The sequence below is a fragment of the Enterobacter sp. WP_7_1 genome, assembly GCF_003688535.1.
Classification (GTDB): Bacteria; Pseudomonadota; Gammaproteobacteria; order Enterobacterales; family Enterobacteriaceae; genus Enterobacter; species Enterobacter asburiae.
The window spans coordinates 890,059-915,128 of the sequence record NZ_REFK01000001.1; the positions used below are offsets into that span (position 1 = coordinate 890,059).

The 25,070-nt window shown below is 55.9% G+C and carries 24 protein-coding genes; 10 read left to right on the forward strand and 14 right to left on the reverse strand.

The features are described 5' to 3' along the window. Positions 1–30: 30 nt before the first annotated feature. Positions 31–1,104 (reverse strand): acyltransferase family protein, encoded by a 1,074-nt coding sequence (locus BJ885_RS04410; RefSeq protein ID WP_121931264.1) that lies wholly within the window; start codon positions 1,102–1,104, stop codon positions 31–33. A gap of 256 nt (positions 1,105–1,360) precedes the next feature. Here BJ885_RS04410 and lolC point away from each other — a divergent pair, with 256 nt between their 5' ends. From lolC to cobB, 5 genes are read left to right on the forward strand one after another with little or no spacing between them, the layout of a single operon-like run. Further along, entirely contained in the window at positions 1,361–2,560 is a 1,200-nt protein-coding gene (lolC, locus tag BJ885_RS04415; RefSeq protein WP_032657987.1) for a lipoprotein-releasing ABC transporter permease subunit LolC, read from the forward strand. Beyond that, positions 2,553–3,254 (forward strand): lipoprotein-releasing ABC transporter ATP-binding protein LolD, encoded by a 702-nt coding sequence (gene lolD / locus BJ885_RS04420; protein ID WP_010429765.1) that lies wholly within the window; start codon positions 2,553–2,555, stop codon positions 3,252–3,254. Before lolC ends, lolD begins: the two co-directional genes overlap by 8 nt. Then, positions 3,254–4,498: a lipoprotein-releasing ABC transporter permease subunit LolE gene (gene lolE / locus BJ885_RS04425; protein ID WP_121931265.1), complete on the forward strand. Its 1,245-nt coding sequence runs from the start codon at positions 3,254–3,256 to the stop codon at positions 4,496–4,498. The genes lolD and lolE overlap by 1 nt, the downstream gene beginning before the upstream one ends. A 53-nt stretch (positions 4,499–4,551) precedes the next feature. After that, positions 4,552–5,463 carry an N-acetylglucosamine kinase gene (nagK, locus tag BJ885_RS04430; protein ID WP_047648087.1) on the forward strand — a complete coding sequence of 304 codons (912 nt, stop codon included), beginning with the start codon at positions 4,552–4,554 and terminating at the stop codon, positions 5,461–5,463. Between the two features lie 14 nt (positions 5,464–5,477). Next, positions 5,478–6,299, forward strand: coding sequence for a Sir2 family NAD+-dependent deacetylase (gene cobB, locus BJ885_RS04435; protein WP_047648086.1), 822 nt, complete (start codon positions 5,478–5,480; stop codon positions 6,297–6,299). Positions 6,300–6,344: 45 nt separating this feature from the next. On the opposite strand, the gene BJ885_RS04440 is transcribed toward cobB, so the two are convergent. Continuing rightward, the gene (locus BJ885_RS04440) at positions 6,345–8,276 is read right to left on the reverse strand and encodes a methyl-accepting chemotaxis protein (protein WP_047648085.1); all 1,932 of its coding nucleotides are present in this window, start codon (positions 8,274–8,276) and stop codon (positions 6,345–6,347) included. A 236-nt stretch (positions 8,277–8,512) separates the two neighbouring features. On the opposite strand from BJ885_RS04440, the gene BJ885_RS04445 reads away from it, so the two are divergent. Continuing rightward, entirely contained in the window at positions 8,513–9,742 is a 1,230-nt protein-coding gene (locus BJ885_RS04445) for an EAL and HDOD domain-containing protein (protein ID WP_047648084.1), read from the forward strand. Positions 9,743–9,788: 46 nt separating this feature from the next. Here BJ885_RS04445 and potD read toward each other — a convergent pair whose 3' ends face one another. From potD to potA, 4 genes are read right to left on the reverse strand one after another with little or no spacing between them, the layout of a single operon-like run. Then, on the reverse strand, positions 9,789–10,823 hold the full coding sequence (gene potD / locus BJ885_RS04450; protein WP_121931266.1) for a spermidine/putrescine ABC transporter substrate-binding protein PotD: 1,035 nt from the start codon (positions 10,821–10,823) through the stop codon (positions 9,789–9,791). Then, positions 10,820–11,611 (reverse strand): spermidine/putrescine ABC transporter permease PotC, encoded by a 792-nt coding sequence (gene potC, locus BJ885_RS04455; RefSeq protein WP_121931267.1) that lies wholly within the window; start codon positions 11,609–11,611, stop codon positions 10,820–10,822. The genes potD and potC overlap by 4 nt, the downstream gene beginning before the upstream one ends. Further along, positions 11,608–12,465: a spermidine/putrescine ABC transporter permease PotB gene (potB, locus tag BJ885_RS04460; protein ID WP_023311177.1), complete on the reverse strand. Its 858-nt coding sequence runs from the start codon at positions 12,463–12,465 to the stop codon at positions 11,608–11,610. Before potB ends, potC begins: the two co-directional genes overlap by 4 nt. Further along, positions 12,449–13,597 carry a spermidine/putrescine ABC transporter ATP-binding protein PotA gene (gene potA, locus BJ885_RS04465; protein ID WP_176600594.1) on the reverse strand — a complete coding sequence of 383 codons (1,149 nt, stop codon included), beginning with the start codon at positions 13,595–13,597 and terminating at the stop codon, positions 12,449–12,451. The genes potB and potA overlap by 17 nt, the downstream gene beginning before the upstream one ends. A 237-nt stretch (positions 13,598–13,834) precedes the next feature. Here potA and pepT point away from each other — a divergent pair, with 237 nt between their 5' ends. After that, entirely contained in the window at positions 13,835–15,058 is a 1,224-nt protein-coding gene (gene pepT / locus BJ885_RS04470) for a peptidase T (protein WP_121931268.1), read from the forward strand. Between the two features lie 42 nt (positions 15,059–15,100). Here the strand turns inward: pepT and BJ885_RS04475 are convergent, their stop codons facing one another. The 8 genes from BJ885_RS04475 to rluE form a co-directional block, all read right to left on the reverse strand. Then, positions 15,101–16,222, reverse strand: a complete 1,122-nt coding sequence (locus tag BJ885_RS04475) for a cupin domain-containing protein (RefSeq protein ID WP_023311180.1) — start codon at positions 16,220–16,222, stop codon at positions 15,101–15,103. 92 nt (positions 16,223–16,314) lie between these two features. Further along, complete coding sequence (gene phoQ, locus BJ885_RS04480; RefSeq protein WP_029739851.1) at positions 16,315–17,778, reverse strand: two-component system sensor histidine kinase PhoQ; 1,464 nt, start codon at positions 17,776–17,778, stop codon at positions 16,315–16,317. After that, complete coding sequence (gene phoP / locus BJ885_RS04485; protein ID WP_028019015.1) at positions 17,779–18,450, reverse strand: two-component system response regulator PhoP; 672 nt, start codon at positions 18,448–18,450, stop codon at positions 17,779–17,781. It lies immediately after the preceding gene. A 123-nt stretch (positions 18,451–18,573) separates the two neighbouring features. Further along, complete coding sequence (gene purB / locus BJ885_RS04490; RefSeq protein WP_008500757.1) at positions 18,574–19,944, reverse strand: adenylosuccinate lyase; 1,371 nt, start codon at positions 19,942–19,944, stop codon at positions 18,574–18,576. Positions 19,945–19,963: 19 nt separating this feature from the next. Beyond that, positions 19,964–20,593 carry a high frequency lysogenization protein HflD gene (gene hflD / locus BJ885_RS04495; protein WP_023311236.1) on the reverse strand — a complete coding sequence of 210 codons (630 nt, stop codon included), beginning with the start codon at positions 20,591–20,593 and terminating at the stop codon, positions 19,964–19,966. A gap of 26 nt (positions 20,594–20,619) precedes the next feature. Beyond that, on the reverse strand, positions 20,620–21,732 hold the full coding sequence (mnmA, locus tag BJ885_RS04500) for a tRNA 2-thiouridine(34) synthase MnmA (protein WP_121931269.1): 1,113 nt from the start codon (positions 21,730–21,732) through the stop codon (positions 20,620–20,622). Positions 21,733–21,772: 40 nt separating this feature from the next. After that, positions 21,773–22,246, reverse strand: coding sequence for an NUDIX hydrolase (locus tag BJ885_RS04505; protein WP_033145233.1), 474 nt, complete (start codon positions 22,244–22,246; stop codon positions 21,773–21,775). Positions 22,247–22,255: 9 nt separating this feature from the next. Next, complete coding sequence (gene rluE, locus BJ885_RS04510) at positions 22,256–22,909, reverse strand: 23S rRNA pseudouridine(2457) synthase RluE (RefSeq protein ID WP_121931270.1); 654 nt, start codon at positions 22,907–22,909, stop codon at positions 22,256–22,258. A gap of 117 nt (positions 22,910–23,026) precedes the next feature. On the opposite strand from rluE, the gene icd reads away from it, so the two are divergent. The 3 genes from icd to BJ885_RS04525 all read left to right on the forward strand — a co-directional run bounded on the left by icd (position 23,027) and on the right by BJ885_RS04525 (position 25,028). Beyond that, entirely contained in the window at positions 23,027–24,277 is a 1,251-nt protein-coding gene (icd, locus tag BJ885_RS04515) for an NADP-dependent isocitrate dehydrogenase (RefSeq protein ID WP_032657958.1), read from the forward strand. Between the two features lie 83 nt (positions 24,278–24,360). Then, positions 24,361–24,708, forward strand: a complete 348-nt coding sequence (locus tag BJ885_RS04520; RefSeq protein ID WP_121931271.1) for a DUF1304 domain-containing protein — start codon at positions 24,361–24,363, stop codon at positions 24,706–24,708. A gap of 74 nt (positions 24,709–24,782) precedes the next feature. Beyond that, entirely contained in the window at positions 24,783–25,028 is a 246-nt protein-coding gene (locus BJ885_RS04525) for a YmjA family protein (RefSeq protein WP_121931272.1), read from the forward strand. Positions 25,029–25,070: the final 42 nt, after the last annotated feature.

Genomic DNA, 25,070 nt, shown 5'->3' on the forward strand with positions numbered 1-25,070 from the left:
AACGCCCCCGAAACGGGGGCGGAGAGGGCGTTAACGCGTCGAAGGTGACAGGGTCAGCGTAGACGGAGGAGAGAAGAACACGTCCCCAAACAGCGCGGTGGAGATTTTACGCACTCCGAGCCCGGCAAGGGTACAGATAAGCAGGCTGGCAAACGGGTAGACCAGCACCAGGGTGAGCTCTGCCCAGACCGGCCACGAGGCGGCATTCATTTCGCCAATCAGGAACAGGCTAAAGGCCTCAATAAGGATGCGGTGGGTGGTATAAATCGCAATGGTGTTTGAGCCAATCACGTTCAGCAGATTGTTCGGATGAACGGCATAGCGCTGCTCAAGGCTGTAGAACAGCTTCATGATCAGCACAATCGACAGCAATGAAAGCAGCAGCGGAACGTTAGCAAACCACAGCACCACGGAGACGGCGGCGAAAGCCCCGGTTGCCAGCCAGATGCGGCGCAGGTTGACGCTTTTCATCCACGCCATCAGCTCTGCGCCATACCACGCCCCGAGGCTGTAGTAGATCATGTTGCGTACCACGCTGTTCATTCCCCACCACGGCAGCGGCAGGAAGTTAATCGCGATGCTTGCCAGCGCCAGCAGTCCCAGTACCGGCAGCTTCCAGCGGCTCAGCAGTTTACACAGCGTGAAGTAGACCACCAGAGCATACAGATACCACAGGCTGGTGCTGGCGGTGATCATCCCCAGCACAAAGCCTGAGAACGAGTCGGCGTAGGCCGCGTTCGACGAGGTGGCAAGCTCACGCTCGGGCGCCAGCCAGGCGTTCAGGTGGGTCAACGCCTGCCATTGCAGGACGCCCCACAGCGCCAGGACCCAGACAATGCTCCAGATCCGCTTGTCGAGACTGGTTCGCCAGTCCACCTCGTCAATATAACGACGGATCAGATAGCCGGAGATAAAGAAGAAGACCGGCATACGGAACGGTGCGAGATAGAGGTTAAAATAGACCCAGCATTTGGCGAGAAGGCCGGAGAGCGGATGTTGTAGCCCGATCAGATGCGGATAAAACGTGATAACCGAATGATAGATAACCACCAGGCAGATACACAGCCCTTTTATCTGGTTAATCCATAATGCTTTTTGCTTCATTGTTCGCCACTACCTTATTGCCATAAACGAACGAGCAATTGTTGTAAAACGAAGCCGGGATGTAATGGGTAACAGTCTGTATCCGGTGGTTTTTCGGAAAAGGTGGAGGTTGCGAGGCGAGCAATCAGACAATAGCACCCTGATTTATCTGAATTTTTCGGAAGAATGATTACCAAAGCTTACTGTTTCAGTCATTTACGCTTAACGGATTCGCTTATATACTCGTGGGTCTGCTATCAGCAAACAGACGGATTTCATGTATCAACCTGTCGCACTCTTCATAGGCTTACGTTACATGCGTGGGCGCGCCGCGGACCGCTTCGGTCGTTTTGTCTCCTGGCTTTCGACTATTGGCATTACGCTTGGCGTGATGGCACTGGTGACGGTGCTTTCCGTCATGAATGGCTTTGAGCGCGAGCTGCAAAACAATATCCTGGGGCTGATGCCGCAGGCCGTTCTCTCATCATCCAACGGTTCGGTTAACCCGCAACAGCTGCCGGAAAGCGCGGCGAAGTTACAGGGCGTCACGCGCGTCGCGCCGTTGACGACCGGCGACGTGGTGCTGCAAAGCGCCCGCAGCGTGGCGGTCGGCGTGATGCTGGGTATCGACCCGGCGCAAAACGATCCGCTGACGCCGTATCTGGTTAACGTGAAGCAGTCCGATCTGGAAGCCGGAAAATACAACGTGATTCTGGGTGAACAGCTTGCCGGCCAGCTTGGCGTCAACCGCGGCGATCAGCTGCGCGTGATGGTGCCTTCTGCCAGCCAGTTTACGCCGATGGGGCGCCTGCCAAGCCAGCGTCTGTTCAACGTGATTGGTACCTTTGCCGCCAACAGCGAAGTCGATGGCTACCAGATGCTGGTTAACATCCAGGACGCTTCACGCCTGATGCGCTACCCGGCAGGGAACATCACCGGCTGGCGCCTGTGGCTCGACGCGCCGCTGAAGGTCGATACCCTCAGCCAGCAAAAACTGCCGGACGGCACCAAATGGCAGGACTGGCGCGAGCGTAAAGGCGAACTGTTCCAGGCCGTGCGGATGGAAAAAAATATGATGGGGCTGCTGCTGAGCCTGATCGTGGCCGTGGCCGCATTTAACATCATTACCTCGCTTGGCCTGATGGTGATGGAGAAGCAGGGCGAAGTCGCCATTCTGCAAACCCAGGGGCTCACGCCGCGCCAGATCATGGCGGTGTTTATGGTGCAGGGGGCCAGCGCAGGCATCATCGGCGCGCTGCTCGGCGCCGTGCTGGGGGCCTTGCTTGCCAGCCAGCTTAATAACTTAATGCCGATCATCGGCGCCCTGCTCGACGGCGCGGCGCTGCCGGTGGCTATCGAGCCGCTGCAGGTGGTCGGTATTGCGCTGGCCGCAATGGCCATTGCGCTGCTTTCTACGCTTTATCCTTCCTGGCGCGCTGCCGCCACTCAACCCGCTGAGGCTTTACGTTATGAATAAGATCCTGTTGCAATGCGACAACCTGTCCAAACGCTATCAGGAAGGCACTGTGCAAACCGACGTGCTGCACAATGTGAGCTTTAGCGTGGGTGAAGGCGAGATGATGGCGATTGTCGGCAGCTCCGGCTCGGGCAAAAGTACGCTGCTGCATCTGCTGGGCGGGCTGGATACGCCAACCGAAGGCGACGTGATTTTCTCCGGCCAGCCGATGAGCAAAATGTCCTCCGCGGCGAAGGCCGAGCTGCGCAACCGCGAGCTGGGCTTTATCTACCAGTTCCACCATCTGCTGCCGGATTTCACGGCGCTGGAAAACGTGGCGATGCCGCTGCTGATTGGTAAAAAGAAACCGGCAGAAATTAACGCTCGCGCCAGCGACATGCTGAAAGCGGTAGGGCTGGGCCATCGCGGTAACCATCGTCCCTCTGAGCTTTCGGGCGGCGAGCGCCAGCGCGTGGCGATTGCCCGTGCGCTGGTCAACAACCCGCGTCTGGTGCTGGCGGATGAGCCTACCGGTAACCTGGATGCCCGCAATGCGGACAGTATTTTCCAGCTTCTGGGCGAGCTGAACGCCTCGCAGGGCACCGCGTTTCTGGTCGTAACCCACGATCTGCAGCTGGCAAAACGCATGGGGCGTCAGCTTGAGATGCGCGACGGCCATCTGAACGCGGAACTCACCCTGATGGGAGCAGAGTAATGGCGTCACCGTTATCCTTACTCATCGGTTTACGTTTTAGCCGCGGCCGCCGTCGCGGCGGCATGGTGTCGCTGATCTCCGTCATCTCGACCATCGGTATTGCGCTGGGCGTGGCGGTGCTGATTGTGGGCTTAAGCGCCATGAACGGCTTTGAGCGCGAGCTGAATAACCGCATTCTGGCGGTAGTGCCGCACGGGGAGATCGAGCCGGTTAACCAGCCGTGGACTAACTGGAGCGATGCGCTCACCAAAGTCGAAAAAGTGCCGGGCATTGCCGCGGCCGCGCCCTACATTAACTTTACCGGGCTGGTGGAGAGCGGGGTAAACCTGCGCGCCATTCAGGTGAAAGGGGTCAATCCCGCCCAGGAAGCGCGTCTCAGCGCGCTGCCAGACTATGTGCAGAACGGCGCGTGGGCCAACTTTAAGGCCGGCGAGCAGCAGATCATCATGGGTAAAGGCGTGGCCGATGCCCTGAAGGTGAAGCAGGGCGACTGGGTATCAATCATGATCCCGAACGCCAGCGCCGACCACAAGCTGCAGCAGCCTAAGCGCGTGCGCCTGCACGTCACCGGTATTCTTCAGCTGAGCGGTCAGCTCGATCACAGCTTTGCGATGGTGCCGATGGAAGATGCGCGCCAGTATCTCGATATGGGCGACAGCGTGACGGGCATTGCTATTAAGGTGAACGACGTCTTTAACGCCAACAAGCTGGTCCGCGACGCGGGCAGCGTGACCAATAACTATGTCTACATCAAGAGCTGGATCGGCACTTACGGCTATATGTACCGTGATATCCAGATGATCCGCGCCATCATGTATCTGGCGATGGTGCTGGTGATTGGTGTGGCGTGCTTTAATATCGTCTCCACGCTGGTGATGGCGGTCAAGGACAAGAGCGGCGACATCGCCGTGCTGCGTACGCTGGGGGCGAAAGACGGTCTTATTCGCGCCATCTTCGTCTGGTACGGTTTGCTGGCGGGGCTGTTCGGCAGCCTGTGCGGCGTGGTGATTGGCGTGGTGGTTTCCCTGCAGCTGACGCCAATTATCAACGGGATCGAAAAGCTTATTGGTCACCAGTTCCTGTCGGGTGATATCTACTTTATTGACTTCCTGCCGTCTGAACTGCACTGGCTGGACGTTTTTTATGTGCTGGTTACAGCACTTTTACTGAGTCTGCTGGCAAGCTGGTATCCGGCGCGTCGCGCAAGCCGAATTGATCCGGCGAGGGTATTAAGTGGCCAGTAATTACGTCATGATCTAGCGGCTTTCGGGCCGCCAGGTTAAAAGAGGAATGCGTTATGTATTACGGATTTGATATTGGCGGCACCAAGATTGCGCTCGGCGTGTTTGATAAAGATCTCAGGCTACAGTGGGAAACCCGCGTACCCACGCCGCGAGAAAGCTACGACGAATTTTTAACCGCGATTGCCGCGCTGGTGGCGCAGGCTGATGAACGCTTTGGCGTGAAAGGCAGCGTCGGCATCGGCATTCCGGGGATGCCCGAAACCGACGACGGCACGCTGTATGCCGCCAACGTGCCTGCCGCCAGCGGTAAACCGCTCCGCGCCGATCTCTCTGCCCTTCTTGAACGCGACGTGCGTTTAGACAATGATGCTAACTGCTTTGCGCTCTCCGAAGCCTGGGATGATGAATTCCGCCAATATCCGCTGGTGATGGGGCTGATCCTCGGGACCGGCGTCGGCGGGGGGATTGTGATCAACGGGAAGCCAATCACCGGGCGAAGCTACATCACCGGCGAATTTGGTCATATCCGTCTGCCGGTGGATGCCCTGGAAGTCGTGGGGCGCGATTTCCCGCTGACCCGCTGCGGCTGCGGCCAGCACGGCTGTATTGAGAACTACCTCTCCGGCCGCGGGTTTGCATGGCTTTACGAACACTTCTATCATCAGAAACTTGAGGCCCCTCAAATCATTACCCTGTGGGAGCAAGGGGATGCGCAGGCGTGCGAGCACGTCGAGCGTTATCTGGATCTGCTGGCGGTGTGTCTGGGAAATATTCTCACCATCGTCGACCCGGATCTGCTGGTGATCGGGGGAGGGCTGTCAAACTTTACCGCGATTACGGAACGGTTGTCCGGGCGTTTGCCCCGACATTTATTGCCGGTTGCCCGCGTGCCGCGTATTGAACGCGCGCGACACGGGGACGCAGGAGGCATGCGCGGAGCCGCATTCCTTCATCTCACCGATTAGTTTACGAGGTTTCTATGCTGTCGCGTCGCCAGGGTCGACTCAGCCGTTTTCGCAAAAACAAACGCCGCTTGCGTGAGCGCTTGCGCCAGCGGATCTTTTTCAGAGACAGAATGATGCCAGAAGCGATGGATAAACCCAGAGTGGTGGTGCTGACCGGAGCGGGGATCTCCGCCGAGTCAGGAATTCGAACCTTCCGCGCGGCGGACGGGCTGTGGGAAGAGCACCGCGTGGAGGATGTGGCCACGCCGGAAGGCTTTGCCCGCGATCCGGATCTCGTGCAGGCGTTTTACAACGCCCGCCGCCGCCAGCTTCAGCAGCCTGAAGTCGCGCCGAATGCGGCCCATCTGGCGCTGGCGAAGCTGGAAGAGGCGCTGGGCGATCGTTTTCTGCTGGTGACGCAGAATATCGACAACCTGCACGAGCGGGCCGGTAACAAGAACATCATCCACATGCACGGCGAGCTGCTCAAGGTTCGCTGCGCCTGGAGCGGTCAGGTGCTGGACTGGCAAGAGGACGTACTGCCTGAGGATAAGTGCCACTGCTGCCAGTTCCCGTCGCGCCTGCGTCCGCACGTGGTCTGGTTCGGCGAAATGCCGCTGGGCATGGATGAGATCTACAGCGCGCTGGCGATGGCCGACGTGTTTATTGCCATCGGCACATCCGGTCATGTTTACCCGGCGGCGGGGTTTGTCCACGAAGCGCGACTGCACGGTGCGCATACGGTTGAACTCAACCTTGAGCCAAGCCAGGTGGGCAGCGAGTTTGAAGAGAAACACTACGGTCTGGCAAGTACGGTCGTACCGGAGTTTGTCGACAAGCTGCTGAAAGGGCTGTAGCGGCAATCGCCTGAAAAGGCACCCGTCCAGCGGGTGCCTTTTTATTTATGAATGGAAGAACGCCAGCGTCTTCTCGAGCGATTTAGCCTGCTCATCCAGCGAGAGCGCCGCCGCTGAGATCTGCTGAACCAGCGAGGCGTTCTGCTGGGTTGTACTGTCCATCTGGTTAACGGCGGTGCTGACCTGGCTAATCCCGCGATTCTGCTCGTCCAGCGCCTGAACGATATCGTTGATGACCAGATGCACATGCGACACCGCTTCAATCACCTGTTTCATCATCACCCCGGTTTCATTGACCAGCTCAACGCCTTTGCTTACGCGGCCCGAGGACTCGGCAATCAGCTGAGAGATCTCTTTTGCCGCGTTGGCGCTTCGCTGGGCAAGATTGCGCACTTCCCCTGCGACGACCGCGAAGCCGCGCCCCTGTTCGCCTGCCCGTGCCGCTTCAACGGCAGCATTCAGCGCCAGGATATTGGTCTGGAAGGCGATGCCGTCGACAATGCTGTTAATCTCGCCGATCTTACGCGCGCTTTCGTCAATCTCCCCAATCACCACGACCACGTCGTTCACCAGCGTTTCGCCATGCCCGGCGAGGCTCGCGGCGCGATCGGTCAGCGTGGTCGCCTTGTGGGCGTTGTCGGCATTATTTTTCACCGTGACCGAAATCTCTTCCATGCTGGCTGCCGTTTCAACAATTGCAGCCGCCTGTTCCTCGGTTCGCGAGGCGAGGTCAAGGTTGCCCGCCGAAATTTCGCTGGTGCCGCCGTGCACGGAGTGGCTGGCTTCGCTGATATTGTCGACGATGCGCTTGAGCTGCATCTGCATGGTGTGCAGTGCATAAAAAATGCTGTGGGTATCCCCGGAACGCACCGGGATGGTGTTGTTCAGATCCCCCCGGGCAACGGCCAGGGCGATCCCGGCGGCTTCCGAAGGTTCGCCCCCAACCGGACGGTCAACTTTGCGTGTGAAGATCTGCGCCATGACCAGGCTAACCGCCACGATGCTTAACACCATCATGATGATGGCTTTCAGTAAAAATGCGCGCGCTTCGGCCATCACTTCGCTGACCGGCGTGATAATGGCGAGTTTCCAAGGCGTCTGGCTATTACCGACGGCAATGTCCTGCCAGGTGATGAACACGTCCTCCTTCAGCAGCGGATCGCTTACCCGGGTGACGTCATGACCGGTAATCTGACCGGCGTAAGGCTTGCCTGCCGCGCGCTTGTCCGGGCTGGACACCACGTTATTACCCGCGGAGAGGAGCAGGGCGTAGCCTGTGCCGTTCCAGGGTTTAATCGCGCCGATCGTCGATTGCAGCGTGGCGAGGGAGAAGTCCGAGGTGACCGAGCCCAGAAACTGACCGTCACGCATGATGGGGGCGGCAATCGAGGTGAGCATCACGTCCACGCCGTTGTAGGGATAAATATAGGGCTCGATGATCACATCTTTATGCCGTTGTTTCGGCAACAGATAATAATCACCGCTGCCGGGCGTTTCGATGTCCGTCAGCAGGTGTAATGCCGGTTTGCCGGTGGCGTCCCGGTCGACGTAGCGGGCGTAGCGCCCGGCAGGATCTTCACCGCTTTGACCGGCCCAGACGGCATCTTTATCGTCGAACGCGTTAGGCTCAAAGGCCATCGACATGGAGAGAAACTGCGGGTGAGCCGAAAGGTAGTGGATGAGCAGCTGGTTCAGGCTCTGGCGTTCGGATACGCCCGCCTCGCGCAGCGCCAGGGCGCTGTTGCCCATATCCCGGGCGGCAGTCAGGGCAGAATCCAGCTGTTTACTGACCTGCAACGATTGCACCTCGGCAATCTGGCGGATATGTTTTTTGGCCAGAACCTCCTGCTGCGCCATCCACTGCCACATCATAAAACCGATCGTTGCCGTAAAGCCCACCGTTACGGTGAGGAAAATGGACAACAGCATCAACGTCTTGACGCTTATTTTTTTTCTTCGGACCATGGCGTCTTTCATTCTCATCTCCCGTAATATCGTGCATGTCGGGCAGGCACATATTCCTTATCGGATATTTTCTCCTCTTTCTGTAGAGCGCCAGGGATATTTAATTTAAATTTTGATTTGTAAATCCAGTTAATTAGTGTGGATGCTTTTATTTTGTGCATTCAATCAAAATAGTGCTCGATAAAGCTCGTTATCGTCGTGTAGAAAGAGGATGCTAATAAATATAAAGTTGTAGAGGAGGATGGGATATGTACGGATTTATTGCGCGACAACCCATTTTTAACCCTGAGATGAAGACGGTGGCCTACGAGCTGCTCTTCAGAGATGGGATGACAAACCGTTTTCCGGATGTGTCGGCGGAATATGCCACCTCCAGGATGATCTCAGATCAGTTTTTATGCGTGCCGTCCCAGCGCATCGCCGGGGCACATACGTCGTTTATTAATTTCCCGTCGCGAATGGTCATAGACCGCAGTGGAGAAGCGCTGGATAAAGAAAGCGTGGTCATTGAGATCCTGGAAGATGCTGTGCCGGGAGCGGAGCTGCTGCAGGCCGTCAGGGAGATGAACGCGCATGGTTATCAGTTTGCGCTTGATGATTTCACGCTTGCGCCAGAATGGGATGTTTTTTTACCCTATATTTCAATACTGAAATTTGACGTCAGAAATTATACCTTAGCGCAAATTAAACAGTATCTGAAAGAGCGTAAACATTTAACCGGGCATATTAAATATCTCGCTGAAAAAATTGAGACTAAAGAGGAATTCAGCCAATACCGGGAAGAGGGATTCTCGCTGTTTCAGGGCTATTTTTTCTGCCGTCCGGAGGTCATTAAATATAAACGGCTATCGCAAAATCAGCTGGCGATTTTTCGGCTGCAAATGGAGGTCGGACGCAATAAACCCGATTTTCGGATCGTCGAGTCGTTGATTAAAACCGATCTCACCCTGTCCTATAAGATTATGCGCTACATGAAGCACACCGCATTTAAACATATCGGTGCCTGTAATTTCAGTAAGTTAACCCTGAGCGAAGTGCTGAGATACCTCGGGGAAAACCAGCTGAGGCGGTTTGTTGCCGTCGTGGTCCTCGCCAGTGCGGGAAATGACACCGTCAGCGAACTTTACCCGCTGAGCATGATGCGCGGCAAGTTCTGCGAACTGATAGCCGAGACGATGAACGAACCGACGCTGGCTGAAAATGCCTTCATGTGCGGCCTGTTTTCTCTGCTCGATACCCTTCTCGAACAGCCGATGGCCGAGTTGATGAAGCAAATTGCGGTCCCGCAGAGCGTGAGCAATGCGCTGTGCCATCAGGAGGGACGGTTAGCCGATATGGTGAGCCTGTGCCGTTACTATGAACGGCAGCAGTGGGACGAGGCGACTAGGGTTCGTGAGGCGCTGTGTCTGTCGGATGAGGATGTGGTTGAGGCGATGAGAAAGGCGACAATCTGGGCAGGGGAGAATGCGGTCAGTTAATCCTTCCTCACGCCGTACGGGCGGCGTGAGGAAGAATGCGATACAGTTACCGGCCTGCTTTTAATTTCTGATAATACTCTTCGTAGAGACGGCTGGCGTCACCGACATCGTTCTGCCATTCACCCTTGCTGATGGTTTCGGCATCCGGGTAGAGCGATTTATCGTTAGCCACTTCCGGCTTCAGCAGTTTGCGTGCGGCAAGGTTTGGCGTCGGGTAGCCAATCGTCTCGGCAACCTGTTTCGCCACGTCCGGGCGCAGCAGGAAGTTAATCAGCTTGTGCGCCCCTTCAACGTTTTTCGCGTTGGCGGGGATCGCAAGGCTGTCCATCCAGAAGATCCCGCCTTCTTTCGGCCAGACCACCTCAAGCGGCGTCCCGGCCTGGCGGGCGACATACGCGGAGCCGTTCCACACCATCCCCAGATTCACTTCGCCTTCCATATACGGGTTTGCCGGATTATCAGAGTTGAACGCCGCCACGTTAGGCATCAGCTTCTTCAGCTCGGCATATGCCGCTTCGATCTCTTTGGGATCCGTCGTGTTGCCCGAGTAGCCCAGCTTGCGCAGCGCGACCTGGAACACTTCACGCGCGTCGTCGGTTAACAGCAGGCTCCCTTTGTATTCCGGTTTCCAGAGATCGGCCCAGCTTGTCACCGTTTTTGGATCGACGGCCTCGCTGTTCACGCCAATCGCGGTTGCTCCCCAGATGTACGGAATGGAGTAGTCGTTATTTGGGTCGAACGGCTTGTTGAGCATCTCAGGATCGAGGTTTGAAAAATGGGTTAGCTTCGTTTTGTCGATCTTCTGGATCATGCCCTCTTTGCGCATTTTGTCGACAAAGTAGGTGGAAGGAACGACCAGATCGTACGCGCCGTCTTTGTAGGTTTTCAGCTTGGCGTACATGGTTTCATTCGACTCGTAGGTCGAGTAGATAACCTTGATGCCCGTCTCCTTTGTGAACTGTTCCAGCAGGCCCGGCGGCACGTATTCGGTCCAGTTGTAGAAGTAGAGCGTTTTGCTGTCATCAGCGTGCGCGGCACCCATGCCAAGCACCAGCGCCGCAGCGGCGAGCATTTTTTTCATTTCATTGTCCCCTGAGATTTTGTTTTATCACGAGCAATAACCTGGCTGGCAATCACCAGAACCAGCGAAAACAACAGCAGAATGGTCGCCAGCGCGTTCACCTCCGGTGAGACGCCGACTTTCACCATGGAATAGATCTTCAACGGCAGAATTTCATAGCTCGGACCGGTGACGAAGGAGGACACGACCACGTCATCCATCGACAGGGTGAAGCTAAGCAGCCATCCGGCCGCCACGGCGGGCATCGCCAGCGGTAGGATGATTTTGCGCAGGATGATCATCTCGCTGGCACCCAGATCTTTCGCCGCCTCCAGCATGCGCACGTCGAACCCTTTCAGGCGCGCGAAGACGGTCACCACCACAAACGGCAGGCAGAAGGTGATGTGCGAGAACAGCAGCGACCAGAAGCCAAGCTGTACGCCCAGCAGCATAAACAGCACCAGCAGCGAAATGGCCATCACGATGTCCGGCGACATCATCACCACAAACAGCATGCCGCTGACGAACGGTTTGCCGCGAAAGCGATAGCGGTACAGCGCCACGGCGGTGAGCGAGCCAATTAGCGTCGCGAAGGTGGCGGAGAAGATCGCCATCGTCAGCGAGTGCTGAGCGGCCTGCAGCAGGCTGTCGTTGTTCATCAGCAGGCTGTACCAGCTGGTGGTAAAGCCCTGCCAGTTAATCCCGAAGCGTGAACTGTTAAACGAGTTCACGATCAAAATAACGATCGGGATATAGAGATAGGCATAAATGGCGGTCATAAAACCGCCGCGAAGCAGTCGACCGATCATTCGAGTTCCACCTTTTTATTCAGCAAGCGTGAGGCGCGCCAGTAGACCAGCAGCATCAGGCCCATGACCACCGTCAGCGTAATGCTGGTGGCGGATCCGAACGGCCAGTCGCGGATGTTCAGGAACTGGCTCTTGATGACGTTACCGATCAGCAGGTTTTTCGCGCCGCCCATCAGATCCGACACGTAGAACAAGCCCATCGCCGGGAGCATTACCAGCAGACAGCCCGCAATAATGCCGGGCATGGTCAGCGGGATAATAATGCGGATGAAGGTCTGCAGCTTGTTAGCGCCCAGATCTTTCGCCGCCTCCAGCAGCGGTTTATCCAGCTTCTCGATGCTGGAGTAGAGCGGCATCACCATAAACGGCAGCAGGATATAGACCAGGCCGACAATCACCGCGCTCGGGGTAAACATGATGCGGATCGGCGTATCAATCACTCCCAGCCACAGCAGAAACTCGTTGAGATAGCCTTTAGTGCTGAGGAAGATCTTCAGCCCGTAGATGCGGATTAACGAGTTGGTCCAGAAGGGAACAATCAGTAAAAACAGCAGCAGGGGCCGCACCTTTTGCGGCAGGCCCGCGAGGAACCATGCGAAGGGATAACCCAGCACCAGACAGGCGAGGGTAGCAATTAGCGCCATATTGAGCGAGTGCAGCAGCACGTCAAAATAGAGCGGATCGAGAAGGCGCGCGTAGTTGTCCAGCGTAAAGACCAGCGAAACGAAGCTAGCGTCGTCGCGGGTCAGAAAGCTGGTGGCAACGATCATCAGGTTGGGCAAAAAGACAAACAGCACAAGCCAACCGACGATCGTGGCAATCACCACATTCTGGAATTTACTTGTGTTCTTCATCAGCCAGCACAACCTCCCAGCTTTCTACCCAGTTGATAACCATTTTCTGGTCGAGAGAGTGGTCGAAGTCAGGGTCGTCTTCGTTAAAGAATTCGCTGACCATTACCATCTTGCCGTTCTCCAGCTCGACAACGGACTCCAGCGTCATCCCTTTGTAGTTGCGCTCGCGGATATAGCCAATTAACCCTTCGGCCTCGGTATTGCCGTGAATTTCATCAACGCGCAGATCTTCCGGGCGCAGCAGAACGTTGAGCTTTTGTCCCTTTTCGACGGGGAAAGTCACCGTGATATTGCACTCGCGTCCTTCGACGCTGGCGCGCACGCGCTGGTCGTCCAGACGCTCAATCACCGTGGCGTCGAAGATATTGATCTCGCCAATGAAGCTGGCGACAAACAGATTCTTCGGCTCTTCGTAGATTTCGCGCGGCGTGCCGTCCTGCTCGATTTTGCCGTCGCGCATCACCACGATACGGTCGGACATGGTCAGGGCCTCTTCCTGATCGTGGGTGACGAAGACAAAGGTAATGCCAAGCTTGCGCTGCAGGGCTTTAAGCTCGTTCTGCATCTGCTTGCGCAGCTTGTAATCCAGCGCGGAGAGGGATTCATCCAGCAGGAGCAGACGCGGCTTGTTGACCACGGCGCGGGCGATGGCCACGCGCTGCTGCTGGCCGCCGGAAAGCTGATGGGGTTTACGCTGGGCAAACGTCTCAAGCTGCACCATGCGCAGGGCGTCGGTGACGCGCGGTTCGATCTCGTTCGCCGGCGTTTTTTGCATCCGCAGACCAAACGCCACGTTTTCAAACACGGTCATGTGCGGGAATAGGGCATAGCTCTGAAAGACGGTATTGACGTGGCGATCTTCGGCGGGAACCCGGGTGATATCCTGGTTCTCAAGATGGATATGGCCGTTATCGACGCTTTCCAGCCCGGCGATAAGGCGCAGTACGGTTGTTTTGCCGCAGCCAGAAGGGCCAAGCAGCGTCAGAAACTCACCGTCATTGATGGTGAGCGTGAGGTCGGAAATGACATCTTTGCCATCAAAGCTTTTACGAATTCGTTCCAGTTGCACCAGCGGTGAACGTGAACGGGATTGTGTATTCAATTTTTGCGCTGTCCCATATAGACGCCTCAGGCAGCAGACTGAAGCGGGGTTTGTGTGTAACCACCTTGGTGACTCGTAATGAGGGCGGACATTCTACGGCAATCCCCTGCGATCGCCAATCCTTGTCACTGATTCATAAGCTACATTTATTAACGCATAACGATATAAACGGAAAATATTCTCGTTTGCGGGATAAAAGTGACCTGACGCAATATTTGCGTTTTGATGCTTATTGATAATGTTGTCACAAAAAGTGAGGGTGACTGCATGGATAAATTACTTGAGCGTTTTTTACAGTACGTTTCGCTGGATACCCAATCTAAGCCGGGTGTTCGCCAGGTGCCGAGCACCGAAGGCCAGTGGAAGTTGTTAAACCTGCTTAAAGAGCAGCTTGACGCCATGGGGCTGGTCAACGTCACCTTAAGCGAGAAAGGCACTGTGATGGGAACGCTGCCGGCAAATGTGCAGGGCGATATTCCGGCGATTGGCTTTATCTCCCATGTCGACACCTCTCCGGATTTTAGCGGTAAACATGTGAACCCGCAGATTGTGGAAAACTACCGCGGCGGCGACATTGCGCTGGGTATTGGCGACGAAGTGCTCTCGCCCGTGATGTTCCCGGTGCTGCACCAGCTGCTGGGCCAGACGCTGATCACCACCGACGGCAAAACGCTGCTGGGCGCGGATGACAAGGCGGGCATTGCGGAGATCATGACCGCGCTGGCGGTGCTGAAAGAGAAAAATATCCCGCACGGGGATATCCGCGTGGCCTTTACGCCGGACGAAGAGGTTGGCAAGGGCGCGAAGCACTTCGACGTGGAGGCCTTTAACGCGCAGTGGGCCTATACCGTCGACGGCGGCGGCGTCGGTGAACTGGAGTATGAAAACTTCAACGCCGCGTCCGTCACGATCAAAATTGTCGGCAACAACGTTCACCCCGGTTCGGCGAAAGGCGTCATGGTGAACGCGCTGTCGCTGGCGTCACGCATTCATGCGGAAGTCCCGGCGGAAGAGAGCCCTGAACAGACCGAAGGGTATGAAGGGTTCTATCACCTGACCAGCATCAAAGGCACCGTGGACAGCGCGCAGATGCACTACATCATTCGCGATTTCGACCGCAAAGCCTTTGAGGCGCGCAAGCGTAAGATGATGGAGATCGCCAAGAAGGTGGGTAAAGGGTTACACCCTGACTGCTATATTGAGCTGATCATTGAAGACAGCTATTACAACATGCGCGAGAAGGTGATGGCGCATCCGCACATTCTCGATATCGCCCAGCAGGCGATGCGCGACTGCGACATTGAACCGCAGCTGAAGCCGATTCGCGGCGGCACCGACGGTTCTCAGCTGTCGTTTATGGGGCTGCCGTGCCCGAACCTGTTTACCGGCGGCTACAACTATCATGGCAAGCATGAGTTTGTGACGCTGGAAGGGATGGAAAAAGCGGTGAAGGTGATTGTGCGGATAGCTGAGTTGACCGCGAAGCGGTAAGAAAATGCCCGGTGGCGAAGCGCCACCGGGCATTACAGAGACTCAGTCCTCAAAGAACCAGTACCCGCTGTTGACCAGCGCGGCAAGCATCGCGAGGAATGACGGGTCTTCCAGCGCATCGCCAAAGGTGTCGGCAGTCAACACCAGATGGCTGGCAATGGCTTCGAGCGCCGGACGGTGCGGAGAGTCCAGCTTCTCGCCGTTGACGAACACCTCCTCACCAATGCGCAGCACGCGCAACCCGCCCAGACGCGTCAGCTTGTCGCCCTGCTGAAGCGCATCGTAAATCTCGTCAGCCTGATAAGGCGGCTCCGGCGGCGCAACGTCCAGCTCGTGACGAGACTGGCTGATAAACTCACCAAACCACTGTTTAAAGTGCTCCGGCTCGTTAATCAGATCCAGCATCATGCCGCGCAGCTTATCGAGTTCTTCTGGCAGAATATCCGCAGGATGTTCGCGCGCAGGCACATCAGGGTCGCTGTAACGATAGCTGCCCAGCTCGCGTTGCAGAACGTAGTCGGCAAATCCGCTGATCATCTCGCGGCCGCTTGGCGCGCGGAATCCCACGGAGTAGTTGAGTGAATTTTCCAGGGAGTAGCCTTCGTGAGGGAATCCCGGCGGAATGTAGAGAATATCACCCGGCTCCAGCTCTTCGTCGATAATCCCTTCAAACGGGTCAACCTGGAGCAGATCCGGATGAGGGCAATGCTGCTTCATCGGCACTTTTTCGCCCACGCGCCAGCGGCGGCGGCCCGTACCCTGAATGATAAACACGTCGTACTGGTCCAGATGCGGACCCACGCCGCCGCCAGGTACGGAGAAGGAGATCATCAGATCGTCCATGCGCCAGTCGGGCAGGGCGCGGAACGGGCGCATTAATGCGGCAGTGGGCTCATGCCAGTGGTTGACCGCCTGCACCAGCAGCGACCAGTTGTTTTCACCGAGGTGATCGTAGCTTTCGAAAGGACCGTGGCTAACCTGCCATTTCCCGTCCTGGTGGCTGACCAGACGGCTGTCGACTTCGTTTTCCATGGCCAGACCGGCCAGCTCGTCAGGCGAGATAGGGTCGACAAAATTGCTGAATCCGCGCTTCAGAACCACCGGGCGTTTTTGCCAGTAGCGTTCAATAAACTCGGGCCAGTTAAGCGTTAAGTGATAATCCATAATTTTTTTATTCCGCAGGCTCTTACTGACTCGGATTATAACGGAAGCTCAGCCCCCCGGCTGCGAGATCCTCGCATTTTTCACATAACGGGTTAACTATCGTTCAATGTGGGCTGCTGGCGACCAAAAATAACCTCCATTCTGGCGCCGCCCAGCAGGCTTTCACTGGTTTCTATTTTCCCGTCGTACTGGTCAACAATCTCACGGGCGACGGCCAATCCTACGCCCTGGCCAGGACGTAGCGTATCGGCGCGCTGACCGCGATCGAACACCACGTCACGCTTATTGCGCGGGATCCCCGGGCCATCATCCTCAACGATAATATGCAGTTCTGTTTCCGTCTGACGCGCTGACACTTCCACGAACTCCAGACAGTATTTGCAGGCGTTATCCAGCAGGTTACCCATCACTTCCATGAAATCATTTTTTTCACCCACAAAGCTTATCTCTGGCGAGATGTCGAGGCTGATGTTCACCCCTTTACGCTGATACACCTTGTTGAGGGCGGACGTGAGGTTATCCAAAAGCGGGGCTACCGGGTGCAGCTCGCGGCTCAGAAGCGCGCTTCCCGAACGCATGCTGGCGCGGTGCAGGTAATAGCCAATTTGCTGGGAAATACGGCTGATCTGTTCCAGCATCACCGGCTCGGCATCATCGACGCTCAGCTTCGAACTGCGCATTGAACGCAGGGTACTTTGCATGACGGCCAGCGGTGTTTTCAGACTGTGGGTCAGATCGGTAAGGGTGGTACGGTATTTATCGTAGCGTTCGCGTTCACTTTTCAGCAGGCGGTTAAGGTTACGCACCAGGCTGGTGAGCTCGCGGGTGGTTTCCGGGTTCAGCTTCTCGCGATGATGTTCTTCCAGCTCACGAACCTCTTTCGCCAGTGACTCAATGGGGCGCAAGCTCCACCACGCCGCTACCCACAGCAGCGGGATCACCAGCAGGAGATTCGCAGCCAGAACGTAGATGAACCAGCTCCAGACCATATAAGAACGCTTCAGCTCGACCGGAATGGTGTCGATCACCACGATGGTCAGCTGCGGCATATTCAGCGTCGCCGGATAGAGGTTAATCGCGACGGAGTGCGTCATCTCCGTTTCGGCGTTGTCGGCGCGGATCTCGTTCAGCTTTTGCTGCAGGGAGCGATCTTCACGGATCAGCGAGCTGGTAGTGTTGAGATCGGCTTCAATTTCATGAAACCCGTTGGTTTTGAGCCAGTCCGGACGAATGCTTTTAACCAGCCAGGGGATATCACGCTGCGCCCACAGTAATTTCCCTTTTTCATTATAAATCAGTGCCAGCGTTGGACTCTGCTGGTTGAGGTTTTCCGGCATTTCGACGGTGATTCGGTTGTTTTCCCACTTCGCCAGGGTATAAAACAGATTGCTTTCGCCGCGCAACAGTCGAAAGGTGGTTTTATCAAAGCTGACGCTGTAGCCCACCAGGGCGACCATGCCGTAGGAGAGCGACAGCACCAGCACGACGGCGGCTGTTGCCAGTAAGAAACGAACCCGCAGCGAGAGGGGCAGAATGTGGCGCAAAATCCGTCTCATTTAGCGTAATTCGAACAGGTAGCCCTGGCCACGGACGGTGGTAATCACATCCTGCGGATACTGCGCCTGAATTTTCTTACGCAAGCGTCCCATCAGCACGTCAATGGTATGGCTCTCGCGCAGTTCAGCATCAGGGTAAAGCTGAAGCATTAAGGAATCTTTGCTCACCACTTTGCCATTGTTACGGATCAGCGTTTCCATGATGGTGTATTCGAAGGCGGTGAGCTTAATCACTTCATCATTGATCGCTAATTCCCGGCGGGAGAGATCGACCTGGAATGGCGGGATGGAAATAACCTGTGACGCCAGCCCGCTGTTGCGGCGTAACAGCGCCTGCATGCGCGCCGCCACCTCTTCAATATGAAACGGCTTGGTGACGTAATCGTCGGCACCCGCGCTGAGCACTTCGACCTTATCCTGCCAGCCTTCACGGGCGGTCAGAACCAGAACCGGCAGGGAGACATCGTGGCTGCGCCAGCGGCGAATTAACGACAGACCGTCTTCGTCAGGCAACCCTAAATCGACAATGGCGATATCCGGCAGGTGTTCATTGAGATAATAATCGGCTTCTTTTGCATCTTCAGCATCGTCCACCTGATGTCCCATCTCCTGAAGCTGAACCTTCAGGTGATGGCGTAGCAATGCGTTATCCTCAACAACCAGTACGCGCATCATCTCTTCTCCCTAAATAATTGGTATGAATAGTTTAACGCTGATTATGTTGTTGTGGGGATAAACATTGAGTAAACCGGGGAAAAGCATCCCCCTTTTCGGGCGAAAAGGGGGAGAGGGGCGTTACTTCAGCTCGTCGACCATGGTGATGGCGCGACCAATGTAGTTCGCCGGGGTCATCGCCTTCAGGCGCGTTTTCTCTTCTTCCGGCAGCGCCAGACCGTCGATAAACTGCTTCATGCCTTCGGCGTCAACGCGTTTGCCGCGGGTCAGCTCTTTCAGCTTCTCGTACGGTTTTTCGATACCGTAACGGCGCATCACGGTCTGGATTGGCTCCGCCAGCACTTCCCAGTTGTGGTCCAGCTCGTCCAGCAGACGGTCACGGTTCACTTCCAGTTTGCTCACGCCTTTCAGGGTGGACTGATACGCGATCAGCGCGTAGCCAATGCCCACGCCCAGGTTACGCAGTACGGTGGAGTCGGTCAGGTCGCGCTGCCAGCGGGATACCGGCAGTTTGCTCGCCATATGCTGCAGCACGGCGTTCGCAAGGCCCAGGTTACCTTCGGAGTTTTCGAAGTCGATTGGGTTTACTTTGTGCGGCATGGTGGAAGAGCCGATTTCACCGGCGATGGTTTTCTGCTTGAAGTGGTTCAGGGCGATGTAGCCCCACACGTCACGATCGAAGTCGATCAGGATGGTGTTGAAGCGCGCGATGCAGTCAAACAGTTCGGCGATATAGTCGTGCGGCTCAATCTGGGTGGTGTACGGGTTCCACTGAATGCCCAGAGAGGTCACGAACTCTTCGCTGAACTGGTGCCAGTCAACTTCCGGATAAGCGGCGATGTGGGCGTTATAGTTACCGACCGCGCCGTTGATTTTGCCGAGGATCTCAACCTGCTCCAGCTGACGGTACTGGCGCTCCATACGGTACGCGACGTTCGCCATCTCTTTACCCATCGTGGATGGGGTGGCTGGCTGACCGTGGGTACGGGAGAGCAGCGGAATGTCGCGGTATTCCACGGACAGCGCTTTTACCGCGTCGATGATTTTACGCCAGTAAGGAAGCACGACCTCTTTGCGCGCGGTGGAGAGCATCAGCGCATGAGACAGGTTGTTGATGTCTTCAGAGGTACAGGCGAAGTGAATGAACTCAGACACGGCGTGCAGGGCAGGAACGCTTTCCACTTTCTCTTTCAGGAAGTACTCAACCGCTTTCACGTCGTGGTTGGTGGTGCGTTCGATGGTTTTAATGCGCGCGGCGTCTTGTTCGCTGAACTCGGCAACGATTTTATCAAGGTAATCGTTTGCCTTTTCGTCAAAAGCAGGAACTTCCTTGATTGCTGCCTGGGCGGCCAGCTTTTGCAGCCAGCGTACTTCAACCTGAACACGGAACTTCAGCAAACCATATTCGCTGAAGATCCCGCGCAGCGCGCTGACTTTATCGCCGTAGCGTCCATCGACAGGGGATACGGCGGTCAGTGAGGATAATTCCATAATTCGCAACTCCGGGAGGTTAACAATGAGCAAGAATTTGTTTTGCCTGAGTGGTCAGGCGATTACGAGAAAACATTAACTGCAGGCGGCCACCGCCAACCTGGTGCCACAGCACGGCGGCGCGGATCCCTGCCAGCAGGGACGCGCGCACTTTTGCCTGTACCTGCGGACTTTGCAGCACGGCAGGGGATCCGGTGACCTGAATACGCGGGCCCAGCGGGCTGATGACGTCGACATAAATCCCCGCCATTGCGCTCAGCAGCGTTTCCGACTGCAGGTCAAAATGATCGAGCTGACGCTGCAGCCCGGCAATGCGATCGCCCAGCGTATTCATTGCGCCTTTTGCGGCGTTCAGCTTACGTTCCAGCACCATCAGGCTTAACGTGTAGCGGGTCAGCTCCGCGTTTAATCCCTGACGGCTGCTGGCGTTAAGCACGCCGAGCAGGGTTTCAAGACCGAGACGAAGATTGGTTTCACTGCCGCCGAACACGCCCAGTGTCGAGCCGGGGTTGAGATCGATAACGCTGTTCAGTGAAACGTGCAGGGCATCTGCGTCGCAGTGACCCTGATGCGCCAGCTGTTGCACCAGACGGGCTGACTGGCAAATTCCCGCCAGCGCCAGGGTGATGTCATAGTAGTTCTTCGCCACACGGTCTCCTTTATGTGTGAATCGTATTAAACAGCAGGCAGCGGCAGGCGCTGTTCAATGATCCCGCCGCCCAGACAGATTTCGCCGCTGTAGAAGACAGCAGACTGACCCGGGGTGACGGCGGCGACCGGCTCGTCGAAACGCACGTCAATGCGATCGTCATCGAGCGCGGTAATGGTGCAAGGAATATCGGTCTGACGGTAGCGTGTTTTTACCGTGCAGCGCAGCGTGCCTTTCAGCGGCTCACGATCGACCCAGTGCAGCTGCTGTGCAATAAGGCCAACGGACATCAGACGCGGATGATCGTGACCCTGGGCAACAACCAGAATATTGTTTTCGACGTCTTTGTCGACAACATACCATGGATCTTCGCTACCTTCTTTGGTCCCGCCAATACCCAGGCCTTTACGCTGGCCGAGCGTGTGGTACATCAGCCCCTGATGCTGGCCAATCTCTTCCCCGTCGACGGTGACAATTTTACCCGGCTGAGCAGGCAGGTAACGCCCCAGGAAATCGCGGAATTTGCGCTCGCCGATGAAGCAGATGCCGGTAGAGTCTTTTTTCTTCGCGGTGATCAGGTCCAGCTCTTCGGCGATTTTACGCACCTGCGGCTTTTCCAGCTCGCCGACCGGGAACAGGCTCTGGGCGATTTGCTCGTGGCTCAGCGTATAGAGGAAGTAGCTTTGATCTTTGTTGCCGTCCAGACCGCGCAGCAGCTGGCTTTTGCCATTCAAATCTGCGCGACGCACGTAGTGACCGGTCGCGATGTAGTCAGCGCCCAAATCTTCTGCGGCGAATTCCAGGAAGGCCTTAAATTTGATCTCTTTGTTGCACAAAATATCCGGGTTCGGCGTGCGGCCCGCTTTGTACTCTTCAAGGAAGAGTTCAAAAACGTTGTCCCAGTATTCTGCGGCAAAGTTAACGGTGTGCAGTTCAATGCCGAGCTTATCGCATACGGCCTGCGCGTCGGCGAGATCCGCTGCGGCGGTGCAGTATTCCTCGCCATCATCTTCCTCCCAGTTCTTCATGAACAGGCCCTCCACCTTATAGCCCTGTTGCTGTAACAGGTAGGCGGAAACGGAGGAATCGACACCGCCGGACATGCCGACGATCACTTTTTTCTGGCTGTTATCTGACATGGAATACTCACGACATTGAACTTCAAGGCGGCGTATTCTATCACGCCCCCCCACCGTTGACACCCTCTGTAAACGGCCAGTTAAATGCGCCGATAACATCCAGCGGTAAGCGGCCAGCAGACTGCCAGCAGCGAATGCTTTCCGCAACCAGCGGCGAGCGCAGGTTTGGCGCGTTCAGGATCTCGTCGGCAGTGACCCACAGACAGCGGTCGATATCGTCATCCTGCGGCTCTGTGGCGCACGTTTCGCTAAGCTCAACGGCGAATAAAAAGCGCAGAAAGGGCGTGTGGTCAGGTGCGATCCACTGATGCATGCGGATGAAGTGCTGGGGCTCAGCGTGAATCCCGGTCTCTTCCCAGAGCTCGCGTTTTGCTGCCTGCAGCAGGGTCTCATTAGCTTCAAGGTGTCCGGCAGGCTGGTTCCACAGCGCTTTGCCGTTAATGCTCTCTTCGACAACAAGGAATTTACCCCTGGCGTGGACCACGCAGGCAACCGTGACATGAGGTTTAAACATAGTGACTCCTTAAGGGGTGATGTCGCGCCATTCACCGTTTGCCAGCGTTTCCAGGGTGTAGCTGCCCATGGCGTAGCGAATCAGACGCAGGGTAGGGAAGCCGACGTGTGCGGTCATGCGGCGAACCTGGCGGTTGCGGCCTTCATAAAGGGTAATTTTGAGCCAGCTTGTCGGAATGGATTTGCGTTCGCGAATCGGCGGGTTGCGCGGCCACAGCCACTCCGGTTCATTCACGCGTTCAATACCTGCGGGCAGGGTTGGGCCGTCGTTCAACGTCACGCCGCTGCGTAACGCTGCCAGCGTCGCGTCATCCGGCTCGCCTTCCACCTGGACGAAGTAAATTTTCCCGGTGCGTTTGCCCGGCTGCGTGAGCTTCGCCTGCAACACGCCGTCGTTGGTTAAGACCAGAAGGCCTTCGCTGTCGCGGTCCAGACGCCCGGCTGCGTAGACGCCCTGCACGGGGATGTAGTCCTTCAGCGTGCTGCGCCCGGCTTCATCGGTAAACTGCGGCAAAACATCGTAGGGTTTATTGAACAAAATAACCCGCTTCGGCTGGGGTTCCTGCGGTCTTCTGGCGGCTTGTCGCGAGCTGAATCGCTCAAGCCGGTGTTTTGTAAAAGAAGTTTTCTTCATGGTATTTTCAGGCGTTATCAATTGCCGCATTATAGCCTAATAACGAAGACCTTTCATGGCGCAGGACAATCAGGTACTATCGAAGGGCTCATTACAATTTATTAACATAAGATCAGTAACAACCAGAAGCGCTCGAAGGAGAGGTTAATGGAAAGCAAAGTAGTTGTTCCGGCGGAAGGTAAAAAGATCACCCTGCAAAACGGCAAGATTAACGTTCCTCACAATCCGATTATCCCGTTCATTGAAGGTGACGGTATCGGTGTAGACGTTACCCCGGCGATGCTGAAAGTGGTTGATGCCGCTGTTGAGAAAGCCTACAAAGGCGAGCGTAAAATTTCCTGGATGGAAATTTACACCGGTGAGAAATCTACTCAAGTTTATGGCCAGGACGTCTGGCTGCCAGCAGAAACGCTGGACCTGATCCGCGACTACCGTGTTGCTATTAAAGGCCCACTGACGACGCCAGTTGGCGGCGGTATTCGTTCCCTGAACGTGGCACTGCGTCAGGAGCTGGACCTGTACGTGTGTCTGCGTCCGGTTCGTTACTATCAGGGCACCCCAAGCCCGGTTAAGCATCCTGAACTGACCGATATGGTTATCTTCCGCGAAAACTCAGAAGACATCTACGCGGGTATCGAATGGAAAGCGGACTCTGCTGACGCAGAAAAAGTGATTAAATTCCTGCGCGAAGAGATGGGCGTGAAGAAAATTCGCTTCCCTGAGCATTGCGGTATCGGCATCAAGCCGTGCTCTGAAGACGGTACTAAACGTCTGGTGCGTGCGGCCATCGAATACGCGATCACCAACGACCGTGACTCTGTGACCCTGGTTCACAAAGGCAACATCATGAAGTTCACCGAAGGTGCGTTCAAAGACTGGGGCTACCAGTTGGCGAAAGAAGAGTTTGGGGGTGAGCTGATCGACGGTGGCCCATGGCAGAAGATCAAGAACCCGAACACCGGCAAAGAGATCATCATTAAAGATGTGATCGCCGATGCGTTCCTGCAGCAGATCCTGCTGCGTCCTGCAGAATACGACGTGATTGCCTGTATGAACCTGAACGGTGACTACATCTCTGACGCCCTGGCAGCACAGGTTGGCGGTATCGGTATCGCCCCTGGCGCGAACATCGGTGACGAGTGCGCCCTGTTCGAAGCGACCCACGGTACTGCACCAAAATACGCGGGTCAGGACAAAGTGAACCCAGGCTCTATCATCCTGTCCGCAGAGATGATGCTGCGCCACATGGAATGGTTCGAAGCCGCAGACCTGATCGTTAAAGGTATGGAAGGCGCGATCAACGCGAAAACCGTAACTTACGATTTCGAACGTCTGATGGAAGGCGCTAAACTGCTGAAATGCTCAGAGTTTGGCGACGCGATTATCGCGAACATGTAATCCAGATTCTGGGTTAAACAAGAGCGGGGGCCTGATGGTTCCCGTTTTTTTTGCCTCTGCCTCTGCCTGTGGGAGACAACACGATGTTAGCCACTGTCCTTATCGCTGTCGTTGCATTCATCCATCTCTACATTCTTGTGCTGGAAATGTTCCTGTGGGATACGAAAACAGGCCACAAGGCCTTTAATCTGCGTCCTGATTTTGCGCGCGACACCCGCGTGCTGGCCGCAAACCAGGGGTTGTATAACGGTTTTCTGGCGGCTGGTCTGCTCTGGAGCCTCTGGCTTGGCGAAAAGGGGATTCAGGTGGCCATCTTCTTCCTGACCTGCGTATTGCTCGCAGGGCTCTTTGGCGCAGCCACCACCAGCCGAAAAATTTTGTATGTACAGGCCGCGCCCGCTCTCGCAGCGCTGCTTGCGTTACTCATCTGAAGCAATGCTTTGGTTGAGATAAGGCGTCCGATATACTGATGGCTTTACCCGTAAAGATTAGCGACGAGACAGTTATGAACAACGATATCCCACTGAAATATTATGACATTGCCGATGAGTACGCGACGGAAGCCGCTGAGCCGGTCGCTGAGTCAGAGCGCGACGCGCTGGCGCATTATTTCCAGCTGCTGCTCACCCGTTTATCGAATAATGAGGAAATCAGCGAGGAGGCTCAGCAGGAGATGGCCGCTGAGGCCGGGATCCGTGCGGGTCGCATTGATGATATTGCGAATTTCCTCAATCAGTGGGGAAATGAATAGTCTGCTTTAAAAACCGTTATGCTGATGCTTAGCAATACAGCT